18 protein-coding genes are annotated in these 25449 nt (G+C 44.2%); 13 read left to right on the top strand and 5 right to left on the bottom strand.

The window, feature by feature from the left end:
* Positions 1-14 precede the first annotated feature (14 nt).
* The 8 genes from cysC (at position 15) to dapA (ending at position 8835) form a co-directional block, all read left to right on the top strand.
* Positions 15-623 (top strand): adenylyl-sulfate kinase, encoded by a 609-nt coding sequence (cysC, locus tag K6V26_RS10250; protein ID WP_007656948.1) that lies wholly within the window; start codon positions 15-17, stop codon positions 621-623.
* Between the two features lie 173 nt (positions 624-796).
* Complete coding sequence (cysD, locus tag K6V26_RS10245; RefSeq protein WP_007656947.1) at positions 797-1705, top strand: sulfate adenylyltransferase subunit CysD; 909 nt, start codon at positions 797-799, stop codon at positions 1703-1705.
* A 35-nt stretch (positions 1706-1740) separates the two neighbouring features.
* Complete coding sequence (cysN, locus tag K6V26_RS10240; RefSeq protein WP_129696636.1) at positions 1741-3204, top strand: sulfate adenylyltransferase subunit CysN; 1464 nt, start codon at positions 1741-1743, stop codon at positions 3202-3204.
* A gap of 5 nt (positions 3205-3209) precedes the next feature.
* Positions 3210-4313, top strand: coding sequence for a sulfotransferase family protein (locus K6V26_RS10235; protein WP_129696635.1), 1104 nt, complete (start codon positions 3210-3212; stop codon positions 4311-4313).
* A 27-nt stretch (positions 4314-4340) separates the two neighbouring features.
* The gene (locus tag K6V26_RS10230) at positions 4341-5300 is read left to right on the top strand and encodes a PCMD domain-containing protein (protein WP_224265280.1); all 960 of its coding nucleotides are present in this window, start codon (positions 4341-4343) and stop codon (positions 5298-5300) included.
* A gap of 75 nt (positions 5301-5375) precedes the next feature.
* Positions 5376-7370, top strand: a complete 1995-nt coding sequence (gene ligA / locus K6V26_RS10225; protein ID WP_224265279.1) for an NAD-dependent DNA ligase LigA — start codon at positions 5376-5378, stop codon at positions 7368-7370.
* Positions 7367-7888, top strand: coding sequence for a DUF6913 domain-containing protein (locus K6V26_RS10220; RefSeq protein WP_195586472.1), 522 nt, complete (start codon positions 7367-7369; stop codon positions 7886-7888). Before ligA ends, K6V26_RS10220 begins: the two co-directional genes overlap by 4 nt.
* A 53-nt stretch (positions 7889-7941) precedes the next feature.
* Positions 7942-8835 carry a 4-hydroxy-tetrahydrodipicolinate synthase gene (gene dapA / locus K6V26_RS10215; protein ID WP_007656941.1) on the top strand — a complete coding sequence of 298 codons (894 nt, stop codon included), beginning with the start codon at positions 7942-7944 and terminating at the stop codon, positions 8833-8835.
* Positions 8836-9380: 545 nt separating this feature from the next.
* Here the strand turns inward: dapA and K6V26_RS10210 are convergent.
* Positions 9381-11045 (bottom strand): AMP-binding protein, encoded by a 1665-nt coding sequence (locus tag K6V26_RS10210; RefSeq protein WP_224265278.1) that lies wholly within the window; start codon positions 11043-11045, stop codon positions 9381-9383.
* Between the two features lie 280 nt (positions 11046-11325).
* On the opposite strand from K6V26_RS10210, the gene hypD reads away from it, so the two are divergent.
* On the top strand, positions 11326-13764 hold the full coding sequence (hypD, locus tag K6V26_RS10205; RefSeq protein ID WP_224265277.1) for a trans-4-hydroxy-L-proline dehydratase: 2439 nt from the start codon (positions 11326-11328) through the stop codon (positions 13762-13764).
* Between the two features lie 31 nt (positions 13765-13795).
* Entirely contained in the window at positions 13796-14704 is a 909-nt protein-coding gene (locus K6V26_RS10200) for a glycyl-radical enzyme activating protein (RefSeq protein WP_224265276.1), read from the top strand.
* Positions 14705-14719: 15 nt separating this feature from the next.
* On the opposite strand, the gene K6V26_RS10195 is transcribed toward K6V26_RS10200, so the two are convergent.
* Positions 14720-15598, bottom strand: a complete 879-nt coding sequence (locus tag K6V26_RS10195; protein ID WP_046147149.1) for a helix-turn-helix domain-containing protein — start codon at positions 15596-15598, stop codon at positions 14720-14722.
* A 153-nt stretch (positions 15599-15751) separates the two neighbouring features.
* Here K6V26_RS10195 and K6V26_RS10190 point away from each other — a divergent pair, with 153 nt between their 5' ends.
* From K6V26_RS10190 to K6V26_RS10180, 3 genes are read left to right on the top strand one after another with little or no spacing between them, the layout of a single operon-like run.
* The gene (locus K6V26_RS10190; protein WP_224265275.1) at positions 15752-16774 is read left to right on the top strand and encodes an efflux RND transporter periplasmic adaptor subunit; all 1023 of its coding nucleotides are present in this window, start codon (positions 15752-15754) and stop codon (positions 16772-16774) included.
* On the top strand, positions 16771-19863 hold the full coding sequence (locus K6V26_RS10185) for an efflux RND transporter permease subunit (RefSeq protein WP_224265274.1): 3093 nt from the start codon (positions 16771-16773) through the stop codon (positions 19861-19863). Before K6V26_RS10190 ends, K6V26_RS10185 begins: the two co-directional genes overlap by 4 nt.
* 18 nt (positions 19864-19881) lie before the next feature.
* A complete protein-coding gene (locus tag K6V26_RS10180; RefSeq protein WP_122327443.1) occupies positions 19882-21174 on the top strand; it encodes a TolC family protein in 1293 nt (430 codons plus the stop codon).
* 62 nt (positions 21175-21236) lie between these two features.
* Here the strand turns inward: K6V26_RS10180 and K6V26_RS10175 are convergent, their stop codons facing one another.
* The 3 genes from K6V26_RS10175 to K6V26_RS10165 all read right to left on the bottom strand — a co-directional run bounded on the left by K6V26_RS10175 (position 21237) and on the right by K6V26_RS10165 (position 25379).
* Positions 21237-23621 carry a response regulator gene (locus K6V26_RS10175; protein WP_122327444.1) on the bottom strand — a complete coding sequence of 795 codons (2385 nt, stop codon included), beginning with the start codon at positions 23619-23621 and terminating at the stop codon, positions 21237-21239.
* 132 nt (positions 23622-23753) lie between these two features.
* Positions 23754-24635 (bottom strand): helix-turn-helix domain-containing protein, encoded by an 882-nt coding sequence (locus K6V26_RS10170; RefSeq protein WP_007656931.1) that lies wholly within the window; start codon positions 24633-24635, stop codon positions 23754-23756.
* Between the two features lie 291 nt (positions 24636-24926).
* Positions 24927-25379, bottom strand: coding sequence for a YhcH/YjgK/YiaL family protein (locus K6V26_RS10165; RefSeq protein WP_046147145.1), 453 nt, complete (start codon positions 25377-25379; stop codon positions 24927-24929).
* Positions 25380-25449: the final 70 nt, after the last annotated feature.

Genomic DNA, 25449 nt, shown 5'->3' with positions numbered 1-25449 from the left:
TAATAAGAAATAAAATGAATAATACACAGCCGAATAATATATATCCGATTTTCGACCGTATGTTGGGAAGAGAGGATAAAGAGGCGCTTTTGAAACAACGTAGTGTGATGGTTTGGTTTACCGGGCTGAGTGGTTCCGGTAAAAGTACGATTGCCATTGCTTTGGAGCGTGAGTTGCATAAGCGCGGTCTGTTATGCCGTATTCTGGATGGCGATAATATCCGTAGCGGTATCAATAACAATTTGGGATTTTCTGCGGAAGACCGGGTGGAGAATATCCGTCGTATCGCGGAAGTAAGCAAACTATTTATTGACACCGGTGTTATAACTATAGCGGCTTTTATCAGTCCGAACAATGAGTTAAGGGAGATGGCTTCTACGATTATCGGAAAAGATAATTTCCTGGAAATTTATGTGAATACGCCGATCGAAGAATGTGAGCGGCGTGACGTAAAAGGATTGTATGCAAAAGCCCGCAAGGGAGAGATCAAAGATTTTACAGGCGTTTCGGCCCCATTCGAAGCACCGGAGCATCCGGCTTTGTCATTGGATACCTCGGTGTTGAGCCTCGAAGAGTCGGTAAATAAATTATTGGAATTGATATTGCCTAAAGTGAAAGTATAGAAAGAAATGAGCTATCCCGTTCCCGTGCTTGATACGGGATCGCAAAGGCACAGACCGTATCCTATATGTATCTTTTGATATTGCTGGTTCTTCTGCGGCCCCGTGTCAAGCACGGGGACAAGATAGCTCACATCTGATAAACATTGAAACAATAAATATAACAAATATAAACTATGTCAGATTACAAATTAAGCCATCTACAGGAGCTGGAAGCAGAATCTATCCATATCATACGGGAGGTTGCTGCTGAATTTGAAAATCCTGTGATGCTTTATTCTATCGGTAAAGACTCATCGGTGATGGTCCGGTTGGCAGAAAAAGCCTTTGCTCCGGGAAAAGTGCCGTTTCCTTTGATGCACATTGATTCTAAATGGAAGTTTAAGGAAATGGTTCAGTTCCGTGATGAATATGCAAAAAAGTTCGGATGGAACCTGATCGTTGAATCAAATATGGAAGCATTTCATGCCGGTGTAGGACCTTTTACGCATGGTAGCAAGGTACATACCGACCTGATGAAAACACAGGCGTTGTTGCATGCCCTCGACAAATACAAGTTTGATGCCGCTTTCGGTGGTGCTCGCCGTGACGAGGAAAAGAGTCGTGCCAAAGAACGTATTTATTCGTTCCGCGACAAGTTCCATCAATGGGACCCGAAGAACCAGCGTCCGGAATTATGGGACATTTACAATGCCCGTGTCCATAAAGGTGAAAGTATCCGTGTCTTTCCGTTATCCAACTGGACTGAACTGGATATCTGGCAGTATATCCGCCTGGAGAATATTCCAATCGTTCCTTTATACTATGCCAAGGAACGCCCTATCGTTGAACTCGATGGCAATCTGATTATGGCTGACGACGACCGTTTGCCGGAACAGTATCGCGACCAGATCAAAATGCGTATGGTCCGTTTCCGTACACTCGGATGCTGGCCTTTGACCGGAGCGGTAGACAGCGATGCCGATACAATCGAAAAGATCGTGGAAGAGATGATGACAACCACCAAAAGCGAACGCACCACTCGTGTAATCGACTTTGACCAGGATGCCAGCATGGAACAGAAGAAACGAGAGGGTTATTTCTAATTTTCAATTTTCAATTCTCCATTTTCAATTAAATTATGGCAACATTAAATATAAAAGAATTCCTGGACAGGGACGAACAGAAAGATTTGCTTCGTTTCCTGACGGCAGGTTCGGTAGATGACGGTAAATCGACCTTAATCGGACGTCTGCTGTTCGACAGTAAAAAGATATATGAAGACCAGCTGGATGCCCTTGAACGTGACAGTAAGCGTATGGGAAATGCCGGCGACCATATCGATTATGCCTTATTGCTTGACGGCTTGAAGGCCGAACGTGAACAAGGTATTACGATCGACGTGGCTTATCGTTACTTCAGTACGAACAACCGTAAGTTTATCATCGCCGATACTCCGGGACACGAACAATATACCCGTAACATGATAACCGGCGGTTCGACTGCCAACCTGGCTATTATCCTGGTGGATGCCCGTACCGGTGTAATTACGCAGACCCGCCGCCACACTTATCTGGTTTCTTTGCTGGGTATCAAACATGTGGTACTGGCTGTGAATAAAATGGACCTGGTCGACTTCGACAAACAAATATTCGATAAGATTGTCGCTGATTATAAGGCGTTCGTGAAATCCTTGAATATTCCGGATATCACTTATATCCCGCTTTCAGCTTTGGATGGTGATAATGTGGTGGATAAGAGCGACCGCACTCCCTGGTATGAGGGACCGTCTCTGTTGGATTTCCTGGAAACGGTGCCAATCGACCAGGATCGTAATTTCGAAGATTTCCGTTATCCGGTGCAATATGTATTGCGTCCGAACCTGGACTTCCGCGGCTTCTGCGGTAAGGTATCCAGCGGTATCATCCGTAAAGGAGATACAGTGATGGCTTTGCCTTCACGCAAAACATCGAAAGTGAAAAGTATCGTTACTTACGATGGCGAATTGGATTATGCTTTTCCACCCCAGTGCGTTACCATTACCCTGGAAGACGAAATCGACGTTTCCCGTGGCGAAATGCTGGTGCATCCGGATAATCTGCCGATGGAAGACCGTAACTTCGAATCGATGCTGGTCTGGATGGATGAAGAACCGATGGATATGTCCAAACAGTTCTATATCAAGCATACAACTAACCTGACACGTGCCCGTGTGGACAGTATCCGTTATAAGGTGAATGTCAATACAATGGAGCAGTTGTCGGTTGAGAACGGACAGTTGACTGCCGATAGCCTGCCGATGAAACTGAATGAGATCGCCCGTGTTGTCTTTACGACCGGAAAGGAACTGTTCTTTGACCCTTATCAGAAGAATAAACAGACGGGAGCCTTTATCCTGATCGACCCGATTACCAACAACACGTCGGCTGTCGGAATGATTATCGACCGGGTGGATGCCAAAGATATGGTGACAGAAGATGCTCTGGCTGTATTGAACCTGCCGGAACTCGGAATAGGCGAAGAACATTATGAGGCGATTCGTACGGTATGTGAAGAATTAGGACGTCAGGGCGTTCCTGTGAAATGTATAACTGAAAAACAATAAAATTTATGGGGTTGATGGAATTCGATAAGCTACCAATCAATACATTGGTGGGGGCGGACTGGAAAACGTTTAAGGCTGTGACAGCCGATAAAACGATCGACAAAGGTTTTCGAAACAAGTATTATCTGACAAAATCGGTATGCCGCCTGCTTAGTTTACTGCAACCTTTAGAAGATGCCCGTTATCGTAAAATAGCGGATAAACCGTTGGAGATGGACCCAGTGTTCATACTGGGCCATTGGCGTAGCGGTACGACATTCGTACACAATGTATTTTCGTGCGACAAGCATTTCGGATACAACACCACGTATCAGACGGTATTCCCGAACCTGATGCTTTGGGGACAACCTTTCTTTAAGAAGAATATGTCATTCCTGATGCCCGACAAACGTCCGACCGACAATATGGAACTGAAGGTCGACCTTCCGCAGGAAGAAGAGTTTGCTTTGGCAAACATGATGCCGTATACTTATTATAATTTTTGGTTTTTCCCGAAACACATGCTGGAATATTGCGACCGGTATCTGTTGTTCGACAATACGACCGAGCACGAATTGAAAGTGTTTAAGGAAACCTTCCTGAAACTTGTCAAGATATCGCTCTGGAATACACACGGCTCACAGTTCCTGAGTAAGAACCCGCCGCATACCGGACGTGTGAAAACATTGTTGGAAATGTTTCCTAATGCCAAATTCATTTATTTGAAGCGTAATCCTTATACCGTATTTGAGAGTACACGCAGTTTCTTTACAAATACGATACAACCGCTTCGTTTGCAAGATATCACTAATGAACAGATTGAAAGCAATCTTATTGAAGTATATCGCCGCTTGTTCTACAAGTTTGAAGAGCAGAAAGGGCTTATTCCTGAAGGGAACCTGGTAGAAGTGAAATTCGAAGATTTCGAACAGGACGCTTTTGCGATGACCGAAGATATTTATCGCAAATTAAACCTGCCGGGATTTGAATCGTCTAAAGCCGAGATTGAGAAATATCTGGGGAAGAAAAAGGGATATAAAAAGAACCAGTACAAATACGACGACCGTACGATACAGATCGTTGAAGAGAACTGGGGAATGGCTCTCAAGGAGTGGGGATATTCTTTATGATATTCTTTCAACTTTTAAGCAAAGCTTATGAATTATATAAAGAATATATTGTTATTTTTGTTTGCGGGCAGTCAGTTGTCGACTATCGCCGGACAGGAGAAGGTTGTGCTTTTTGCGTTTGGCGATATGGATCAATGGGTTGTCCGTGAAATCCAGGAGTCTGGAATTATAGGTGGAAATAAGAAGCATCTCTATGAGGTGGGACCGACGGATACGATTGTCGGCAATACCGCTTATCACAACCGGGGAGGTTCTCCGTGGGCAAATTCCAATGTGATGGCGAAAGTGGCCGGAGTAGTAAAGACGAATACATCTGTTTTTCCGGAAAAGAGAGGAGATGGCTGGTGTGCCCGCCTGGAAACACGTATGGAAAGTGTAAAGGTTTTTGGTCTGGTCGATATCGAAGTGGTTGCGGCCGGTTCTGTCTTCCTGGGTTCGGTTCATGAACCGATCAAAGGGACAAAGAATCCCCAGGCTATGCTGAACAGCGGTGTTCCTTTTACGAAGAAACCGACGGCAATCCGTTTCGATTATAAGGTAAAGGCAGCACCTGAAAAAGACCGTATCCGCAGTACAGGATTCAGCCGTAAGTCGAAAGTGGCCGGGCAGGATTCTATCGCAGCGATTTTGTTTTTGCAGAAACGCTGGGAAGATAAGGAAGGTAATATATATGCTAAAAGGGTAGGAACGATGGTTCAACGTTATGTCTCATCGACAGATGGTTGGGTGAACGACGCTACTTATCCGATTATGTATGGCAATATATCCGGCCATGCGGATTACAAACCATACATGTGCATACAGGTAGAGGAACGTTATGCAACGAACAGCCAGGGCGAGAGTGTCCCGGTAAAGGAGATCGGCTGGGCAGAGGAAGGAGACGAACCTACACACATGGTTTTACAGTTTACTTCCAGCCATGGAGGCGCCTATATCGGTTCTCCCGGCAATACGTTCTGGATTGATAATGTAAAACTGGTATATTAATCAGTAGACAAGTGACAGTTGACAGTTTTAATAGCTGTCTTTAACTGTCAACTGTCAACTGTCAACTTTTTTAATATGGAGGCAAAGATAAAAGCACTGCGTGATGAGTTGGAACAGCATAATTATAATTATTATGTACTTTCCACACCGACGATATCAGACCGTGAGTTTGATGAGAAGATGAAAGAATTACAGGCATTGGAGGAAGCTCATCCTGAATTTGCCGATCCGCATTCACCGACGCAGCGGGTGGGAAGCGACTTGTCGAAGGAATTTGAACAGGTAGTCCACCAGTATCCGATGCTTTCTTTGGGAAATACCTATTCCGAAGAAGAAATACGTGATTTCTATGAGCGGACGGAACGTGCTTTGAACGAGCCTTTCGAGATTGTTGCCGAACTGAAATATGACGGAACTTCCATCTCGTTGATTTATGAGAACGGACGCCTGGTCCGTGCCGTGACCCGTGGCGACGGAACCCGTGGCGATGATGTGACGGCTAATGTAAAGACAATCCGTTCTGTCCCGTTGAAGCTACGGGGTGATAACTATCCGGAAAACTTTGAGATACGGGGTGAAATTCTATTGCCCTGGGCAGAATTCGACCGTCTGAACAAGGAACGTGAAGAGCAGGAAGAACCGCTTTTCGCCAATCCTCGTAATGCTGCTTCAGGCACATTGAAACAACAGAATCCAGCTATCGTGGCTTCACGTAAACTGGATGCTTATTTTTATTATTTACTGGGTGAAGGTCTTCCTGCCGACGCTCATTACGAAAATTTACAGATTGCTCGTACCTGGGGATTTAAAATACCTGATGTCATCCGTAAATGCGACAGCTTGCAGGATATTTTCGACTATATCGCTTACTGGGATGTGGAACGGAAGAACTTGCCGGTGGCTACTGATGGCATCGTATTGAAAGTAAATTCACTGCGCCAGCAGAAGAATCTGGGATTCACTGCCAAGAGTCCCCGTTGGGCTATTGCTTATAAATTTCAGGCAGAGCGGGCGGTAACACGTCTCAACTCAGTCTCTTTCCAGGTAGGACGCACAGGGGCCGTTACTCCGGTTGCCAACCTGGAACCGGTATTGCTGGCCGGGACGACCGTCAAGCGTGCCTCTCTGCATAACGCAGATATTATTGAAGGGCTGGATTTGCATCTGGGAGATAATGTATATGTAGAAAAAGGCGGAGAGATCATTCCTAAGATTGTTGGTGTCGATGTCGATTCCCGTTCGATGTTGTTGGGTGCGAAGGTTACTTTTATCAAGACTTGCCCTGAATGCGGTACGCCTTTGTATCGTCCGGAAGGGGAGGCGGCCCATTATTGTCCGAATGAAGCCGGTTGTCCGCCGCAGATTAAAGGTCGTATCGAACATTTCGTTACCCGCCGCGCCATGAATATAAATATCGGTCCGGAAACGGTAGAAGATTTGTATGAAGCCGGACTGGTAAAAAACGTTGCCGATCTGTACACCTTGGAGATGCCGGATTTGTTGCGTCTGGAACGTTGGGCGGAGAAAAGTGCCCGCAACCTGATGGCGAGCCTTGAAGAATCCAAACAGGTACCGTTTGAACGGGTGTTGTTTGGATTGGGTATCCGTTATGTCGGCGAGACTGTGGCAAAGCGCCTGGCATCTGCATTCCATTCGATGCAACAATTACAGGAGGCTTCCTTGGAGGCGTTGACGGAAGTGGATGAGATTGGCGAACGTATTGCCCGTAGTGTCGTAGACTATTTTGCCGACGAAAACAACCGTATCCTGGTAGCCCGCCTGCAAGAATACGGATTGCAAATGATGGTAGCCGAAGAAGTGCTGGCAAACCGTTCCGATAAACTGAAAGGATTGACAATCGTGATTAGCGGTACATTTACCCAACATTCACGTGACGAATATAAAGCCATGATCGAACAGCATGGCGGAAAGAACAGTGGTTCCGTCTCCGGCAAAACGGATTATATCCTTGCCGGGGAAAACATGGGTCCGGCCAAACTTGAAAAAGCAGCAAAGCTGGGAGTGAAGATTATAAATGAAACTGAATTCTTAAACATGTTGGCAGAATGAGACTGACGAACCATTTTATCCGTAAGAAAGTAAAGGCATTGGCTGGGCAGTCCGGAAAGCGTCAGAGTAACTTCTGCACCCTGAAAGACGCCCGCCATATCCTGGTGTTGTTTAATGCCGAAGACCGTGATGTCGTTGAGCCTTGCCTCAAAACATTACGTACGTTGAATAAGAATATCAATGTTTGCGTCTATGTGTCCGGCGAAACGGTGCCAGAGATGAATCCGTCGTATATGGTTGTCCATGCCAAGACCGATCTGGATATGTGGTATATGCCAACGGATGAAATCCAAAAGAAGTTTTGTTCATGCAATGCAGATATACTAATCGACCTTACCCAGGGTAATAATTATGTCATGCAATATTTGTTGTTGAAGCATCCCGGAACCTTAAAAGTCGGAGCAAAAAACGGTGAACTGGATTTATATGACCTCACGATTTCAATGACAGAAAACGCTGATATAAAGCATTTATTCGAACATATCTTATTTTATTTGCAGACAATCCGTTCCAAATGATATAATTTCGTTATTTTTGCAGTGCTAAATAACAAAAAAGGAATATTTTTCCCATGGCAGACATAAATTTAAAAGGAATGGGTGTGGCATTGATCACTCCCTTTAAGGACGACGAAAGTGTGGACTATGATGCGTTGAGCAAACTGGTAGACTACCAGGTGCAGAACGGAACCGATTATTTGGTAGTGTTAGGAACTACTGCGGAAACACCAACCCTCACTGAAGAAGAAAAAAAGAAAATTATCAGCCTCGTTGTAACTAAGGTTAACGGCCGTATTCCTATCGTTTTGGGTGTTGGCGGTAACTGCACCCGCACGATTGTTGAGAAATTAAAGAACGATAATTTTGATGGTATCGACGCTATCCTGTCTGTCGTACCTTATTATAATAAACCTTCCCAGGAAGGAATCTATCAGCATTACAAAGCTATTGCCGGAGCCACCAAACTTCCTATCGTATTATATAATGTACCGGGAAGAACAGGTGTAAATATGACTGCTGCTACAACACTCCGTATTGCACGTGAGTTTAAGAATGTAGTCGCTGTAAAAGAGGCTTCCGGTAATATCACCCAGATGGATGACATCATTAAGAATAAACCGGCGAATTTTAATGTTATTTCCGGTGATGACGGTATCACCTTCCCATTGATTACATTAGGTGCGATCGGTGTTATTTCTGTTATCGGTAATGCTTTCCCCCGTGAATTCAGCCGGATGGTTCGTTTGGCGTTGGCCGGCGATTACGATCATGCCCGTACTATCCATCATCGTTTCACCGAATTATTCGAATTACTGTTTGTAGACGGTAATCCTGCCGGAGCGAAGAGTATGCTGAATGCAATGGGCTTCATTGAAAACAAACTGCGTCTGCCATTGGTGCCGACACGTATCACGACCTTCGAGAAGATACGTGACGTACTCCGTGAGTTGAGCATTAAATGTTGATGTACCCCGTGCTTGTCACGTCTGAATTTTGAACGATTATTTCCTGAAATAAAAACAATTGTTTTTGAAACTAAATACTTAAGTTATTGTAGTTAAATACTTAAGTATCTGAAATCAAAAACAATTGTTTTTTTGTCCCCCCCATATCATCTCATGCAGTTACTTTCAGCTTTCAGTTTTCCTTTGATGATATATTTTTCAATTTGTCCGGCTGAAGGGATGAATTTGTAAAAAAATGTATACAAAAAATCAGTGTAAAACAACTTCCGGCAAAACATATGACTTTTGTCTTCAAAGCATATATGTTTTGTCAGCAAAAGATAGGTCTTAACATTTCGAAACACCTATGCTTTGTCAGCGGATAACTACCCGTCGGCAAACGGATAACTACCCATCAGTAAACAGATAACTATCGGTGGGCAAACGAATGCCTACTTGTCGAAATTTGAATTCAATATAATCACCTTTCAGCCAAATCCAATCTTTTTCAAGGCGGACATGTGGCTGAAACCTGAAAGGTGAAGTTAGGGAACACCTCCGGAGAATCAGTTTTCTTCTGCCGGCTGGTATAAATACCGTTTGATGCTGCGCTTCGGTGTCTTTTCGAACTCTTCCTGATACAATTTGAAGCAGGTTACTTTGCTGTAGCCCGGCATCTCTGTATTGAGTTGGTCGATGTTTTGTTGCATCAGCTTTTCTATTTCGGAATGTTGGATGCCTGCTTTGTCAACCAGTTCCCAATCCGGATAGATCAGGGCTACCAGTTTGCCGCCTTGCGAGATTACCAACGATTCGGAAACATAAAGCATGTTGTTCAGGCGGTCTTCTATTTCTTCCGGATAGATGTTCTGTCCGCTTGGTCCCAGAATCATGGATTTGCTGCGTCCGCGGATATAGAGGAAACCGTCGGAATCTATTGTTCCCAGGTCGCCGGTACGCATCCAGCCGTCGGGCATCATGACCGCTTTGGTCGCTTCCGGATTCTTGTAATATCCCAACATGACGTTCATGCCGCGGACCAGGATTTCGCCTACTTCGTTTACCGGGTCGGCAGAGTCGATACGCGCTTCCATCCGGTCGACAATGCGGCCGACAGAACCTTGTCTGAACGTATCCCATTGTTCATATGCCACCAATGGGCCACATTCCGTCATCCCGTAGCCAACAGTGTACCGGAACTTGATGGAGCGGAGAAATTCTTCCACCTCTTTGTTCAGGGCGGCGCCACCGATTACCACTTCGCCGAATTTACCTCCGAAAGAATCATTCAATTTCTTTGCGATGGTGTCGAGTACTTTCTGGTCGAGGTAGGGGACTTTCAGCAGTAATTTGATGAGCGGCTTTTCCAGTTCCGGGAATATCTTGTTCTTGACGATTTTCTCGATGATAAGAGGTACGGCGAGTATCAATGCCGGTTTCACACGGGCAAATGCTTCGGCGATAATCTTCGGACTCGGTGTGCGGGTAAGGAAATGCACATGGCATCCTTTGTTCACACAATTCAGAATCTCGAAAGCCAGGCCATACATATGTGCCATCGGCAACATGCAGACCACACTGTCTCCCGGATGGATAAACGGCAGGTTGTCGTAAGCAAACTGCGTATTGCTCCATAAGCTGCGGAAAGGAATCATAACCCCTTTGGAGAAGCTGGTCGTCCCCGAAGTATAGTTCAATACAGCCAGTTCTTCCGGTTGTTCGACATGATATTTAACATCGGCAGCCGTGAAGGAGCGGGGATATTTCTTTCCGAAATACTCGTTAATCCTGTCGCGCACTACCCGTACTTCCTTATTCTTGCTCTTGATGATAGAGAAATTGTCCAGCATCATGAACAGTTTGACATCGGGCATCATCTGCTCGTTCATATTCTCCCAGTTGTTGGCTCCGGCCAGTACGGCCTTTGCCCCCGAATGGTTTACGATATGATGGATATTGTCCGGCTTGAACTCGTGAAGGATGGGGACGGCAACCGCACCATACGCCAGTATGCCGAAAAAGCAGATGGCCCAGTTAGACGAATTTCGTCCGACCAAAGCTACTTTGTCTCCTTTCTTTATTCCTGCATGTTCGAGTATTATATGAAATTTTTCGATACGCCGGGCCACATCTTTATAATGGTATGTGTGTCCATTATAATCTGAGAAAGCAGGTAGGTCCCAATGTTCCTTGATGCTGTTCTCTATAAATCCTAAAAAACGATTTTCCATGAAGATATATTTATATGAATAACCATGAAAACAAAACGAATGTTGCAAATATAGTAAAAAATACAGACGCTATTATTTTGTTTATTCATGAAAAGTATTTATGTTTGCGGTATTCGTATAAATCTTTGTATATTATATGATTATAAAAGGTTACAGAAAACTCTTCAATTGTTTGATGTTCTATCTTTAAACAATACATTCTTTCCCGGACAGAACCGTCTGTGGCACGGTTCACTATTTTCTTATTCTTAGTTATTTCTTAAAAAATACTGTGTTCAATATGAGTACGACAACAGCTCAGCGTGCACCTAAGAGTGCCTCTAATTTTGCTCCTGCAGTGGAAGCAAATGGGTATGGTATGAACGACCGTATCAAACGGTTACGCCAGCTTTCTTTTGAGGCTGAACCTTCCCTGTCTATCGAACGGGCGCTTATCGAAACCCGTTTCTACAAGGAGAATTACGGGAAATATCCTGTTCCGATCCTGAGAGCATTGAACTTTCTTGAGATATGCCGGCAAAAGACCATCTATATAGGTAAAGACGAACTGATTGTGGGGGAGCGTGGTCCGGCACCGAAAGCTGTTCCTACTTTTCCCGAGCTGACCTGCCATAGTGTGGAAGACCTGCATGTGCTGAATACCCGTGAATTGCAACGTTATACCATCAGCCAGGAAGATATAGATACTTATGAACGCGAAGTAATCCCATACTGGAAAGGCCGTACTCAGCGTGAACGTATTTTCAGCCATGTCCCGAAAGAATGGAAAGAGGCTTATGAAGTCGGTATGTTTACCGAATTTATGGAACAGCGTGCTCCGGGACATACGGCTCTTGACGGAAAAGTCTACCGCTACGGTTTGCTGGACCTGAAAGAACGGATTGCCGGCGAATTGGCAAACCTCGATTTTATGAATGACCCTGAAGCGACGGATAAACAGGAGGAACTTACCGCCATGTCTATCTCTTGCGATGCCGCCATTCTCTTTGCCGAACGTCATGCCGATCTGGCGGACGAAATGTCGATGGCGGAGAAAGACCCGGTGCGGGCTGCCGAACTTCGTAAGATAGCTGAAGTTTGCCGTTGGGTTCCGGCCCATGCTCCCCGTACGTATTGGGAAGCTATCCAGATGTATTGGTTTGTCCATCTGGGAACTATTACCGAACTGAACGGCTGGGATGCCATGAACCCGGGACATTTCGACCAGCATCTGGCTCCTTTCTATGAAAAGGAAATAGCTGCGGGAACCCTTACCCGTGATGAAGCCAAAGAATTGATGTCTTGCTTCTTTATCAAGGTAAATAACCATACGGCACCGCCGAAAGTCGGTATTACCGCCAAGGAAAGCGGAACCTACAACGACTTTACCAACCTGAATATCGGAGGAGTGAAAGCCGACGGTAGCGACGGGGTAAGCGAAGTTTCCTATATCATGCTTGAAACGATTGAGGAACTGCATATCCTGCAACCGGGAAGTGCTATTCATATCGGTGCCCGTACGCCGGAACGGTTCCTGCGGGCCGGATGCAAGGTGATTCGCCAGGGACACGGTTATCCGTCGGTATTCAATCCGGACGTGTATATCCAGGAACTGATGCGACAGGGGAAATCCCTGCATGATGCCCGGGAAGGAGGTTGTAGCGGTTGTATCGAGGTGGGTGCTTTCGGGAAGGAGGCTTATGTGCTGACCGGCTATCTGAATGTACCGAAGATACTGGAAGTAACCCTTCACAATGGTGTCGACCCGGTGTCCGGCCGTAAAGTAGGACTGGAGACCGGTAATCCGTGTGACTTTGCCGGTTACGATGATTTATACGCCGCCTTTATGAAACAAGTGCATTATTTTGTGGATATGAAGGTGCGTGTAAGCAATTATATCGACCGGATGTTTGCCAAATATGCACCGGCCACATTCCTTTCCTTGTTTATTGACGATTGTATTGCCAAAGGACGCGATTATTACAACTGCGGACCGCGTTATAACACCACTTATATACAATGTACGGGGCTGGGAACAATAACCGACAGCCTTTCCTCCCTGAAGAAACATGTCTTTGAAGACAAACGTTTTTCGATGGATGAAATGCTGAAAGCAATGGCTGACAATTTTGCCGGAGCGGAAGTTATGCGTCAGACAATCCTGAACCGTACGCCTTTCTTCGGTAATGATGACGAATATGCCGATGCTATTGCCGTCAAAGTATTCGATGATTTGTATGATGCTATTGAAGGCAAACCGAATACGAAAGGGGAGTGTTTTCACCTGAATATGCTGTCGACTACCTGTCATGTTTATTTCGGTAAGGTGATGGGAGCTACCCCGAACGGCCGTCTGGCAGAAAAGGCTATCTCCGACGGGACTTCTCCTTCACATGGTGCCGATACGCACGGACCGTCTGCCGTTATCAAGTCATTGGGCAAACTGGACCAGGTGAAGAGTGGCGGAACATTGCTGAACCAGCGTTTCCTTCCGAGCTTGTTGAAGCGGGAGGAAGATATATCGAAACTGGCTTCCCTGATTCGTAGTTACTTCGCTTTGGGCGGACATCATATCCAGTTTAATATTGTGGATACGGAAACGCTGTATGCCGCCCAGAAATGTCCGGAAGATTACCGTGATTTGTTGGTTCGTGTAGCCGGTTACAGTGATTATTTCAATGATATGAATGCTGACTTGCAGGCTGATGTGATTGCCCGTACGGAACAGGAAAGCTTTTAGTAATTGAAAATTGAGAATTGAAAATTAGTTGATGGGGTTAATATTCGATATTAAGCGGTATGCTATCAATGACGGGCCGGGCATCCGGACGACTGTCTTTATGAAAGGGTGCCCGTTGTCGTGTGTTTGGTGTCATAATCCGGAGGGGGTATCCAGCCGGAAACAGAAACTCTATACAAAGAAGAAATGTATAGGATGCCGGACGTGTGTGGAGAATTGTCCGCAAAAGGCACTGGCTTTGACACCCGAAGGGATTGTTACCGACAATGCTCTCTGTCATTTGTGCGGCAAATGTGCGGAGGTCTGTCCGGCTCTGGCAATGGAGATATCCGGAACCGAATATTCCGTAGATTACCTGATGAAGGAGATTGAAAAGGAAACGGTATTCATGGACCGGTCGGAGGGAGGCGTAACCTTTTGCGGAGGGGAGCCGTTGTTGCATCCGGATCTGTTGCTGGAATTACTTCATCGTTGTGGTGACCTGGGTATCCATCGTGCCGTCGATACGACATTGTTTGCCGGAGAGGAGATCGTCCGGGAGGTGATACAACATTCCGAGCTTTTTCTGGTAGACCTGAAGCATATGGATACAGTTAAACATAAACTTTACTGCGGAGTGCCTAATGAATTAATATTGTCTAACTTACGTATGGTGGCGGAAGCCGGTCATGCGTTTCATATCCGTATCCCTCTGATAGAAGGTGTGAATGCGGATGAAGAAAATATAACCCGTTCGGCCGCATTCCTTTCTTCCTTACCCTGGCAGCATCGGACGGTGAATCTGCTCTTTTACCATGATATTGGTAAGAATAAACATGAAAAGCTGGGGACGGTATATAACCCGGCCCATTATCCGATGGCGACGCCGTCGGAAGAAACGGTGGAGCGTTGTAAGGCTATTTTCAGTACGTATAATATAAATGTAATAATTGGGGGATAAAGGCAATATTATCCCCTATCGTTTTCTGTATTCTTTGGGAGATATTCCTGTGTGATGCTTAAAATACTTTCCGAAGAAAGATTGGTTGGCAAAGTTTAAGCTGTCGGCTATTTCCTGTATGCTCATCTGGCTTGACTTCAATAACGTTTTTGCTTCCAGAATCACATATTCGTCAATCCAGTTTCCGGCAGGCTGCCCGCTGACTTCTTTGGATATAAGTGAAAGATATTTGGCTGTGACACAAAGTTTGTCGGCATAAAAGGCAACACTCCTTTCCTGCTTGTAGTTTTCCAGAACCGTCTGCATAAACAATCCGAACAGCTCTTCTTTGCGGGACCTTTTACCTTCGTCAGCCGGTTGATGTTTGCGGAAGATATTGCAGACATCGTAGAATAATGACAGTAACAGGCTTTGAATAACTTCTTTCCGGTACACATGCTCTTTCATCTTAACCCTTTTCCATAACATGGGATGATATTCGGAAAGATAATCCAACTCTTCCTCAGTCAGGGTAGTGCATGGATGGTCCCTGACGTAGAAGAAAGCTGATAAAAGATTCTTCATTCCCGGGATCGTATCGTCGATGAACTGTTTGGATACTCCCAGGAAAATACCGGCAAAGTCATCACTGCGTTCGTAATGCTGCACTATCTGGTCCGGCAGAAGAACTACCAGATTATTAGGAACGATTGTATATTCTTTCAGATTGATGCTGATTCGTACGGAACCTTTCTGGCAAATGGCAAAAACGGCGGCATCTGCAATACGGCTGGGATAATCGAACAGCGGAATTTCATTCAAATCGTCGAAAATAACGAAATCGTCATCAAAGAAGTCTATTTTGGATGAATGTTCGACCTTTGAGATGTCTATTATAGGAACTGTTTGGTTCATCTTTTCTTTATTTATATGCAAATATAGGAAAAGAATGCATACGAATGCGAAAAATAGAACAATTCTACGGCTCAACTGACCTTTTATAAAATAAGGATTCTCATCACTTTTGCATCGTTTATTTCTCTTTAAAATACTAATAAATAGATAGGTATGAAGATTGTAGAATGTGCGGGCATCTCTTTGTTTATAATTCTGTTGATGAGCTGTTCCGGCCAAAAGGATAAGTCGACGGAAGAGAGGGTAATACCGGTGAAAGTGGTTGAAATAACGGGCAGTAGCCTTGTTGATGGTCAAAATTATGTTGGAACGGTGGAGGAAATGTCTGCCTCTTCCCTGAGTTTTCAGGTTATGGGGAATGTGCAGGAAATTCTTGTCCGTGAAGGGCAGAAAGTTCATAAAGGGCAGCTTCTGGCTTTGCTGAATCGTGCGACTCTTCAGGATACGTATGACGCATCCCGCGCTTCCCTGGTGCAGGCGCAGGATGCTTATGACCGTATGAAAACATTGTATGAAAACAAAAGTCTCCCGGAAATCAAATGGGTGGAAGTACAGAGTAAGCTGCAACAGGCACAGTCGATGGAAAGCATCGCCCGGAAGAATCTGGAAGATGCCAGCCTGTATGCTCCTTTTGACGGTGTAATCGGGAAAAGAAATGTGGAGGCAGGCGAGAATGTGCAGCCCGGTAAACCGGTTTTCACCTTATTGGATGTAGGGACGGTGAATATTAAGATTGCCGTACCGGAAAAAGAAATACCGTTCATCGACCACCGGAAAGCGGCTATAACCGTTGCTGCTTTGGGAGGCCGGTTGTTTGAAAGCATGGTTACGGAGAAAGGCATTACCGCTAATCCGGTATCCCATACCTATGAAGCCAGGATAAAGCTGGATAACAGGGATGGAGCGTTATTGCCGGGGATGGTTTGCCGGGTGAGAGTGGAAGATAAGGATAAGGTTACTACTATCTCGTTGCCTAATAATGTGATACAATTATCGCACACCGGTGAACGGTATGTCTGGTGCCTGCGTGACGGAAAGGCCAAAGCGGTAACGGTTCGTATCGGAGAGTTGACCGACAATGGCGTACAGATAACGGACGGACTGAGCGAAGGTGACCTTGTCATAACAGACGGTTATCAGAAGGTGAGTGAGGATATGAAAGTGAAAGCCTTATGAAAAGACAGCAGGGAATTATAGAATGGGCCATGCATTATTACCAGATCACCTTATTGGTGCTGACCGTCTTGGTCGGTCTGGGAATTTATGGCCTGGTAAATATGCCGAAACAGGAGTTTCCGGAATTTACCATCCGCCAGGGTGTTGTTGTGGGTGTTTATCCCGGGGCGACTTCTGCCGAGGTGGAGGAACAACTGGCAAAGCCTTTGGAACGCTATCTTTATACTTTTAAGGAGATAAAGAAGAAGAAAACATATTCCATGTCGCGTGACGGAATGGTGTATATCATGGTGGAACTGAACGATGAAGTGAATAATAAGGACGAAGTCTGGTCGAAGATTAAGCTGGGTTTGCAGAACTTCAAATCGCAATTGCCTTCGGGTGTCCTGGCTGTCATTGCGAACGACGACTTCGGTGATACCTCCGCTTTGTTGATTACGCTTGAATCGGAAGATAAAACATACCGTGAACTGGAGGATTATCTGGAATCACTGGAAGATCGCCTCCGTCGTATTGAGTCTGTTTCAAATCTGCGCCGTTACGGTATACAAAAGGAACAAATCAGTGTCTATCTCGACAGGGATAAACTGACGGCTTACAAGCTGGATACCCGAATGTTGATGACGACACTTTTCACACAAGGATTTACCACATCGGGAGGCTCGTTGAAAAGTGAAGACCTCGATATTCCAATCCATTTCTCTAACACCTATGCTTCTGAAAAAGAGATAGCCGACCAGATTATCCTGGCGGATGGTGACGGGAATATAATCCGTCTGAAAGATATTGCACGCATTGTCCGTGAATATCCCGAGCCTGACAGTTATATAATGAATAACGGAAAGAAGGCTATCATCCTTTCCATGGAGATGCGGGAAGGCAATAATATTGTACAGTACGGGAAGGAAGTGGATAAGGTGCTGGCAGCTTTCCAGGAAGAGCTTCCGGAAAGCGTGTCCATTCAGCGGATTGCGGACCAACCCAAGGTGGTGGATGATTCAGTGAGTTCGTTTGTGCGTGACCTGTTTGTCTCCATCGTGGTCGTTATTCTGGTGATGATGCTTCTTTTTCCTTTCAAATCGGCTATTGTTGCGGCTACTTCCATTCCGATTAGTATTTTTATATCTATCGGGATTATGTATGCTGTCGGCATCCCGTTGAATACGGTTACATTGGCTGCTTTAATTGTTGTTCTGGGGATGATTGTGGATAATTCCATCATTGTTATAGATGCTTATCTGGAACGGCTGGATAACGGAATGTCTCGTTGGAATGCCGCAGTATCGAGTGCCAAGAACTATTTCTCTTCCATCTTTCTGGCAACGCTCAGCCTTTGCATTATCTTCTATCCGTTGCTGTTTACGATGACGGGGCAGATGCTGGACTTTCTGAACTGGTTTCCCTGGACGATAACGATTTCATTGATGACCTCGCTGGCTATCGCCATGATATTTATTCCCATGTTGGAGCATACCCTTATCAAAAAGGGATTGAAAAACGGGCAGAAGACGGACGGAAAGAAACGTTTCAACTTGTTGGATACGGTACAGGCTGTCTATGAAAAGGTACTTGAATGGACTTTTCGCTATCCCAAGACAACGTTGTTTATCGGGGTACTATCCGTGTTGCTGGCTGTGGTGATTATGATGCGTATCCCGCAACGAATGATGCCGGAAGCAGACCGTGACCAGTTTGCTATAGAGATTTATTTGCCGCAAGGTTCGTCATTGGATAAAACGGCAGCCATTTGCGACAGCGTATATGCTTTATTGAAAGATGACGAACGGGTTTTGTCGGCTACCGCATTTGTGGGAATGGCTTCTCCGCGTTTCCTGGCAACTTATGCTCCGAATATGGGTGGGAAGAATTATGCGCAGTTTATTGTAAATACAACATCTGTAGAGGCAACAGCCGACCTGTTGGATGAATATGCCAATGCTTATGCCGATTATTATCCGGATGCTTTCATCAAGTTCAAGCAGTTGGATTATCAGACTGTGAGTTTCCCGATAGAAGTTCGCTTTATGGGAGATGATATAACGGCCTTGAAGCAGGTGGCCGATACATTGATGACATCGTTGCAGGATATGCATGGCCTGGTTTGGGTTCATACGAATTTTGAGGAGATGCTGCCCGAAGTTCGTGTAACGCTTGACCCTGTGGAGTCGTCCCGCCTGGGAATTTCGAAAGCGATGGCGGCAGCTGATATGGCTATCCGTTATAACGGTATGTCGGTCGGTTCTGTCTGGGAAGGCGATTATCCGTTGGCTATCTGCCTGAAATCGGATAAAGGAGAGGATGCATACGATTCGTTTGATGGGATAGGGGATGCTTATTTGCCGACGGCTGTTCCGGGTGTCAGTGTTCCGCTTCGCCAGGTGTCTGAGATACAGGGAGGATGGAATGAAGGGCAGATTGTTCGCCGTAACGGAGTGCGTACGTTGAGTGTGATTACTCAGGTTAAACGCGGCTTTAATGAAACGAATATGCAGAAGAAGGTAGAAAAGGTGATGAACAGCCGGGTGATACCCAATCTTCCGGAGGGCGTATCTTTTGAATACGGAGGTGTAAAAGAGTCTGACGAGGAAATTATCACTCCGATAATAGAGGGGCTTTCGATTGCCGTCATTATTGTCTTCCTGTTCTTGCTGATAAATTATAAGAAAATCGGATTGGCTGTTGCTGCCCTTACTTCTATTTTATTGTGCCTGTTCGGTGCTGCTCTCGGTCTCTGGGTGTCCGGGATGGAGTTCAGTATCACTTGTGTGTTAGGTATAATCAGTTTGATAGGTATTGTGGTACGTAATGCGATTATGATATTCGACCATGCCCAGGATTTACGTATCAATCATCACATCTCTGTCAAAGAGGCTGCCATGGATGCCGGTAAACGTCGTATGTTACCGATTTTCCTGACGTCGGCAACAACAGCGGTAGGGGTTGTCCCGATGATTATCAGTAACAGTGCCTTATGGACGCCGATGGGAGTCGTGATTTGTTCGGGAACAGTATTTGCCATGATATTGGCCGTTATTGTTATTCCGGTATTTTACTGGATAATATTCGGAGGGAATAAAAAAGTCGTATAACTATTAAGAGTAAAGAATATGTCTGGAAAAAAGATAATATATGTTTTAGGCAATCTCCTTTGTCTTTTGCTGGTACCGGCTTTATCTGTCGAAGCCCAGCGTAGTTTGACACTGGAAGAATGCAGCCAACTGGCATTGGAGAATAATGCCCGGATGAAGAACGCCCGTTTAGATGTTAAAGGAGCGGAAGAAGTGCGTAAAGAGGCTTTCACGAAATATTTTCCATCTATAAGTGCGACGGGAGGCGCTTTTACCTCTGACAATGGAATGGCAGAGTTGGCACTGGTTCCCGGTCTGTTAGAAATGACAATGGCAAAGAACGGTGTTATGGGAGGAGTAACGGCTGTCCAGCCGGTTTTTGCAGGAGGACAGATACTTAATAATAACAAACTGGCTGCCCTAGCGGTGGAAGTGAGCCGTTATCAGATGAAACAATCGGAGAATGAAGTATTGCTGACTGTCGAACAGTATTACTGGCTGCACGTTTCTTTGCAGGAAAAGAGAAAAACGGTTTCCTTACTGGAAACATTAATCGACAACTTGTATAAGGATGTGGAAGCTTCCGTTCGTGCCGGTGTGGCGAACAGGAATGAACTGTTACAGGTTCAACTGAAAAAGAACAGCATAGCCAGTGACCGGCTGAAAGTAGATAATAATTTACGTTTGTCGAAAATGTTGTTGTCTCAGTATATCGGACTGCCGGAAGATGATTTCACCGTTCAGGCAACTTTGCAGGAGCCTCTGCCTTCGCCGGAGACTTACCGGATAGACTTGATGAGTGCCTTGCCGACGACTGTTGCCTATAAACTGCTTGATAAGAATGTGGAAGCCAGCCGTCTGCAATATAAATTGAAAGTCGGTCAGAACCTGCCGTCGGTAGGAATAGGAGCCGGCTATATGTATCATAATATTCTGGATACCGATCATTCTTTCGGGATGATTTTTGCTACGGTTTCTGTCCCCTTAACCGATTGGTGGGGCGGTTCGCATGCTATCAGGAAGCAGAAGTTGCAATTGAAAGCGGCTGAATATACACGGCAGGATACCAATGAGAAACTTCTTTTGCAGATGCAAAAACTCTGGAATGAATTGGAAGAGGCCTATAAACAGGCAAAGATATCGGAAGAATCGGTAAAAACGGCAGAAGAAAATGTGCGTCTGAGTACAGATTATTATCAGGTAGGGACAGAGACATTGAGCGATTTGCTGAATGCCCAGTCTTTACTACAACAGAGTAGAGACCAATATACGGACGATTATACCAATTACCTGATTAAACGGACGGAATATTTACAGGCAACCGGACGGTAAATAAGAGAGTTGTATTATTAACGTTAGGGAAGCTAAAACCCGGTTAGCTTCCCTAACGTTTTCTATTGTAAATACTTATTGAGGACTCCCATTAGTGCCGCCAGGTCGATGGGCTTTGCCAGATGATAGTTCATTCCAGCTTTGATTGCATTTGTCACATCTTCTGAAAAGGCGTTGGCGGTCATGGCTACAATTGGTATGTTAGGTATATCGGCACGTTTCAGTGAACGTATTTGACGGGTCGCTTCATAGCCATCCATTACCGGCATCTGGATATCCATCAGTATCATCTGATAGAAGCCTTCAGCCGACTGCGAAACGATATTTACTGCATCGAGACCATTTACCGCCGTGTCAATGGATACACCGGTACTTCCGATGATTTCAACGGCAATCTCCCGGTTTAACTCATTGTCTTCCACTAACAAGATGCGTTTGCCGGAATAGTCGGCATCCGACAGTTTGAACTGGCTGACCGGCTCCGGTTGTTCCCCCTCAAAAAGGAAACGTTTCAGAATCTGGAATAATTTTGATTTGTAGAGGGGCTTGGTTATGAAACCATTGGCTTTTGCAGCTTTGGCCTCTGCTTCATATTCTTCAATATCGTATGCGGAAAGAATGATTATCGGAACATCTGTCCCAACAATATTCCTGATTTGCCGTGTTGTTTCTATGCCATTCATTTCCGGCATTTTCAGGTCAATAATGACAGCAAAGTAGTTGTTTGCTTCTGCATACCGTTTCCGGACGTAGGTTATGGCTTCATTTCCGGAACATACCCAGTCACTTTTTATTCCGATTTCCTGCAAGCAACTGCAAGTACTTTGGCATGCAATCTTATCATCGTCGACAACAAGCACTTCCAATCCGTCTATTCTTATTTTCTCATCCGGAACCTGTTCGCAATGACGTAATGGCATGTTGATTGTAAAGCGGGAACCTTTGCCGTATTCGCTTTCCACTTTAATGTCGCCCCCCATCATCTTTACAATTTTATGACTGATTGCCATCCCGAGTCCGGTCCCCTGTATATTCTTGATACCATTGTCGCTGGCACGTTCGAACGGCAAAAAGATTTTGTCAAGAAATTCGGGTTTCATTCCTCTTCCGTTATCTTCAAAGACAAATTCGTAGTCACCGAACCCATCCCAGGTTACTTTTTCGTTGATGTCTATGGTGATTTGCCCATTTTCCTGTGTATATTTGACTGCATTGGAGAGGATATTCATCAGTACCTGCTTGATGCGTTGTATATCGCCCGTCACATTTTCATGCTTTAACCCTTTTACATGGATATCGAGTGTCTGCTGCTTATTTTTAATTTCAGACTGCATCATGACGACGAGGTCTTGTAGAAGTTCTCCTATGTTGAATTCATCTTCAGACAAAATCAGCCGGCCACTTTCTATCTTCGACATATCCAATACTTCATTAATCAGGCTAAGTAACAATTTGGATGCTCCGTTGATTTTTTCCATACAGTCAAGTAGCCGTTCGCGTTCATCTACATGTGCTTTGGCAATGGCTGTCATTCCAATGATAGCGTTCATGGGAGTTCGGATATCATGACTCATGCGGGCAAGGAAATCTGATTTAGCCTGATTGGCTTTTTCGGCAGAATCGAGTGCCTCTTTCAATTGCTCGGATTGTTCCTGAAGTTTTTTTTGTAATTCGCGTTGTTCGGTAATATCGGTGATATCGATAAATACAATCAGATAGATTGGTTCATCTCCTTCCCAGCCAATACATTCCCCATTCAGTTGTAACCAGGAATCGTTATCGTTCTTGTCTTTCGACTGGATAACAAAATGCACTGGTTTTCCTTTTTGCATAAGTGCTACATGTTCTTTCAGTACTTCCCGGCTTTTTTCGTTCAGACGGGAGAAGGGGGAGAAAAAAGGATATTCTCCTTTACTAACCCCCGCGAACTCCATATATTTATCATTTGCATCCAGCAGTGTAAAACTTCCGTCACGGCCAATCTTGTTCTTTGAGATAAAACCCGGGAGATTTTCGTAAGCGATTGTTTGTTCCTGTTTGGCCTGCATTATATCTTCAATATCGGTCATTACCGTGTAGGATATTGGAATCCCGTCCTGAATCTGGTCGGTGAATGTAGCCGTCAGTTTTGTCCATCTTTCACCTCCTTTTACAGGCATTTTCATAATGGCCTCGTAGCCGTTGGAGTTATTGGCTATTGCTTCATACACTTTCTGTCCCAATATATTCCATGCTTCTTCATGACCTTTAAAATATAAGTCAGGTTGGTTATGGAAAAGATTCTCATACTCTTCCTTCGGATAACCTATCAAATCATAATAGAAATCGTTTGCCCATAAGAGGGTGAAGTGCTCATCCAGTAAATGTTTGCTTACGCTGACTCCCATGAGACTCATCAGCAAACTGTATTCGATATTTGTTCCTGATTGTATGATATTTCTCTCCATAATGTCTTTATTTTAGCACCAATAAATTATGATTTGTATAGCTTTACAAAGTAAAGGCTATCGGAGTGAATATGCGTGATATATTTTTGGGATAATATGTTCTGTTTTTTATTCTTATAAAAAGAAATCATATTAATCAATATCTTTTTGATAATTGGAATATGTATATAGTTTTCCTCTATATTCCTGAGGTGTTATTCCTACATGATGGCGAAAAAATTTATTGAAGAATGATAAATTGGTGAAACCTAACTCCATTGCTATGTTTTTAATTTCCTGGTTTGTTCCTTTCAGTTGTACTTTGGCGTCTATGATTATTATTTGTGTCAGTACTTCAAGGGGAGTTTGCCCGATAGCTTTTTTTATGCAGGTGGAGAAATAGGAGAGTGTCAACCCTAAACGGTCTGCATAGAATGTAACATTACGTTCTGTTGTATAATATTGCAGGGCGAGATTTATAAAATCCTGATAAATCTCTGTATAGCGGTTGAGTTCCTGTTTCTCTAAAAAGTGGTTACTATCGTATAATTCTATAATTCCCTGACTGCACATTGTGAAAATCGCTTTTATCATTTCCTTGTTGTTCGATATATTGGGATAAACGGCGTACTGATATAAAAGCTCATAAAAGCTGGCAATCAGATTCGATATTTTTTGAGAGATAGGAATAACCGGATGTCTGTAAATAATAGATAAACAACTCATTGTACTTCTTAAGAAATTTGCATAACTCATAAAATCAGAAGAAAAAGCTGCAAAATAGATTAGAATGTCATCAGACATTTCATGTACCTGAATATAACTGTTGGGAGTTAGTGTAATTATGTTGAACTTAGTTGTTTTGTATTCTGCCAGATTGATGGTCGAGCAGACATACCCTTCCATGCAAAGAATGAAGACGCCTGCTTTAATCTTACAGGGAACATTCATAAGGTGTTTAAGTTCGTCGGCAGAAACATATTTGCCAACCATAAAATCAGTGGGAGAATCAAGACAGATTATTTGCTCATCCATACTGTGAGATTTATTTTGAAATCAAATATAGATAATATTTGAAAAACAAATATTATGAGAGAAAAAATAGAACATATAAAACAAAAGATTTGTTTGTTTGCTGCAATTAATCGTTACAGATAAATTATTGATGGCAGGCTTAATTTCTTGTAAAGGGATTGGATAATCTTAATTTGCTTTGGCGATAAATACTTTTCTGAAATGTAGAGAGAATAAAGAAGCCGGTATTTCCTTATAAGAATGTTACTTTCTCGTTTTAAAGAAGATACCGGCCTTTGTTGTATCAGGCAATTATTCTTCGACTTGTACTTTAACAATCACTTTGCGGATATTTCCTTCTCCGATACCAGGTGCATGGCCGTCTTCCGGAAAATAGATGGCGAACTGTCCGGGATAGATTTTTGTATAGGCAGTCGGGCGGTCAACGAAGAAAGCGATGTCTTTCTCTTCGTTATAAGGCACGGAAACTTCCTGCAATTCGCATCCCGGTTTCCAACCGATTTTTTCTACACCAAGAAGGGGAAGCTGGATGTCGATATATTTCTTATGCGTTTCGATTGCTGCATCGTTTTTATCTTTGCCGGATAAACTGGCTACGCTGACAAACAGGCGGGCACCGTCCAACTCGTATTTGCCGTCTTCCATTTTGGAGAAGTCAGTAGCTTTTACATAATCAAAAGCTTTTTTAAACAAAGGGTGCAAGCATTCAACCTTTTCTGTGTTATTCAAGGAGTCAAGTATCATAACTGTATTCGTTTTATAAATTCATTCGTTAATTCGTCTGACAAAGGTCGGGTATTCGATTGTTAAATAA

Origin of the sequence: Parabacteroides goldsteinii, from assembly GCF_020091425.1 — a bacterium.
Lineage (GTDB): Bacteria > Bacteroidota > Bacteroidia > Bacteroidales > Tannerellaceae > Parabacteroides > Parabacteroides goldsteinii.
This window is presented reverse-complemented; position numbering and strand designations above follow the sequence as displayed.

Bases quoted from the DNA above. Each gene is read 5' to 3' on its own strand.
- cysC (WP_007656948.1), top strand. From the start codon at position 15: ATGAATAATACACAGCCGAATAATATATATCCGATTTTCGACCGTATG.
- cysD (WP_007656947.1), top strand. From the start codon at position 797: ATGTCAGATTACAAATTAAGCCATCTACAGGAGCTGGAAGCAGAATCT.
- cysN (WP_129696636.1), top strand. From the start codon at position 1,741: ATGGCAACATTAAATATAAAAGAATTCCTGGACAGGGACGAACAGAAA.
- K6V26_RS10235 (WP_129696635.1), top strand. From the start codon at position 3,210: ATGGGGTTGATGGAATTCGATAAGCTACCAATCAATACATTGGTGGGG.
- K6V26_RS10230 (WP_224265280.1), top strand. From the start codon at position 4,341: ATGAATTATATAAAGAATATATTGTTATTTTTGTTTGCGGGCAGTCAG.
- ligA (WP_224265279.1), top strand. From the start codon at position 5,376: ATGGAGGCAAAGATAAAAGCACTGCGTGATGAGTTGGAACAGCATAAT.
- K6V26_RS10220 (WP_195586472.1), top strand. From the start codon at position 7,367: ATGAGACTGACGAACCATTTTATCCGTAAGAAAGTAAAGGCATTGGCT.
- dapA (WP_007656941.1), top strand. From the start codon at position 7,942: ATGGCAGACATAAATTTAAAAGGAATGGGTGTGGCATTGATCACTCCC.
- K6V26_RS10210 (WP_224265278.1), bottom strand. From the start codon at position 11,045: ATGGAAAATCGTTTTTTAGGATTTATAGAGAACAGCATCAAGGAACAT.
- hypD (WP_224265277.1), top strand. From the start codon at position 11,326: ATGAGTACGACAACAGCTCAGCGTGCACCTAAGAGTGCCTCTAATTTT.
- K6V26_RS10200 (WP_224265276.1), top strand. From the start codon at position 13,796: ATGGGGTTAATATTCGATATTAAGCGGTATGCTATCAATGACGGGCCG.
- K6V26_RS10195 (WP_046147149.1), bottom strand. From the start codon at position 15,598: ATGAACCAAACAGTTCCTATAATAGACATCTCAAAGGTCGAACATTCA.
- K6V26_RS10190 (WP_224265275.1), top strand. From the start codon at position 15,752: ATGAAGATTGTAGAATGTGCGGGCATCTCTTTGTTTATAATTCTGTTG.
- K6V26_RS10185 (WP_224265274.1), top strand. From the start codon at position 16,771: ATGAAAAGACAGCAGGGAATTATAGAATGGGCCATGCATTATTACCAG.
- K6V26_RS10180 (WP_122327443.1), top strand. From the start codon at position 19,882: ATGTCTGGAAAAAAGATAATATATGTTTTAGGCAATCTCCTTTGTCTT.
- K6V26_RS10175 (WP_122327444.1), bottom strand. From the start codon at position 23,621: ATGGAGAGAAATATCATACAATCAGGAACAAATATCGAATACAGTTTG.
- K6V26_RS10170 (WP_007656931.1), bottom strand. From the start codon at position 24,635: ATGGATGAGCAAATAATCTGTCTTGATTCTCCCACTGATTTTATGGTT.
- K6V26_RS10165 (WP_046147145.1), bottom strand. From the start codon at position 25,379: ATGATACTTGACTCCTTGAATAACACAGAAAAGGTTGAATGCTTGCAC.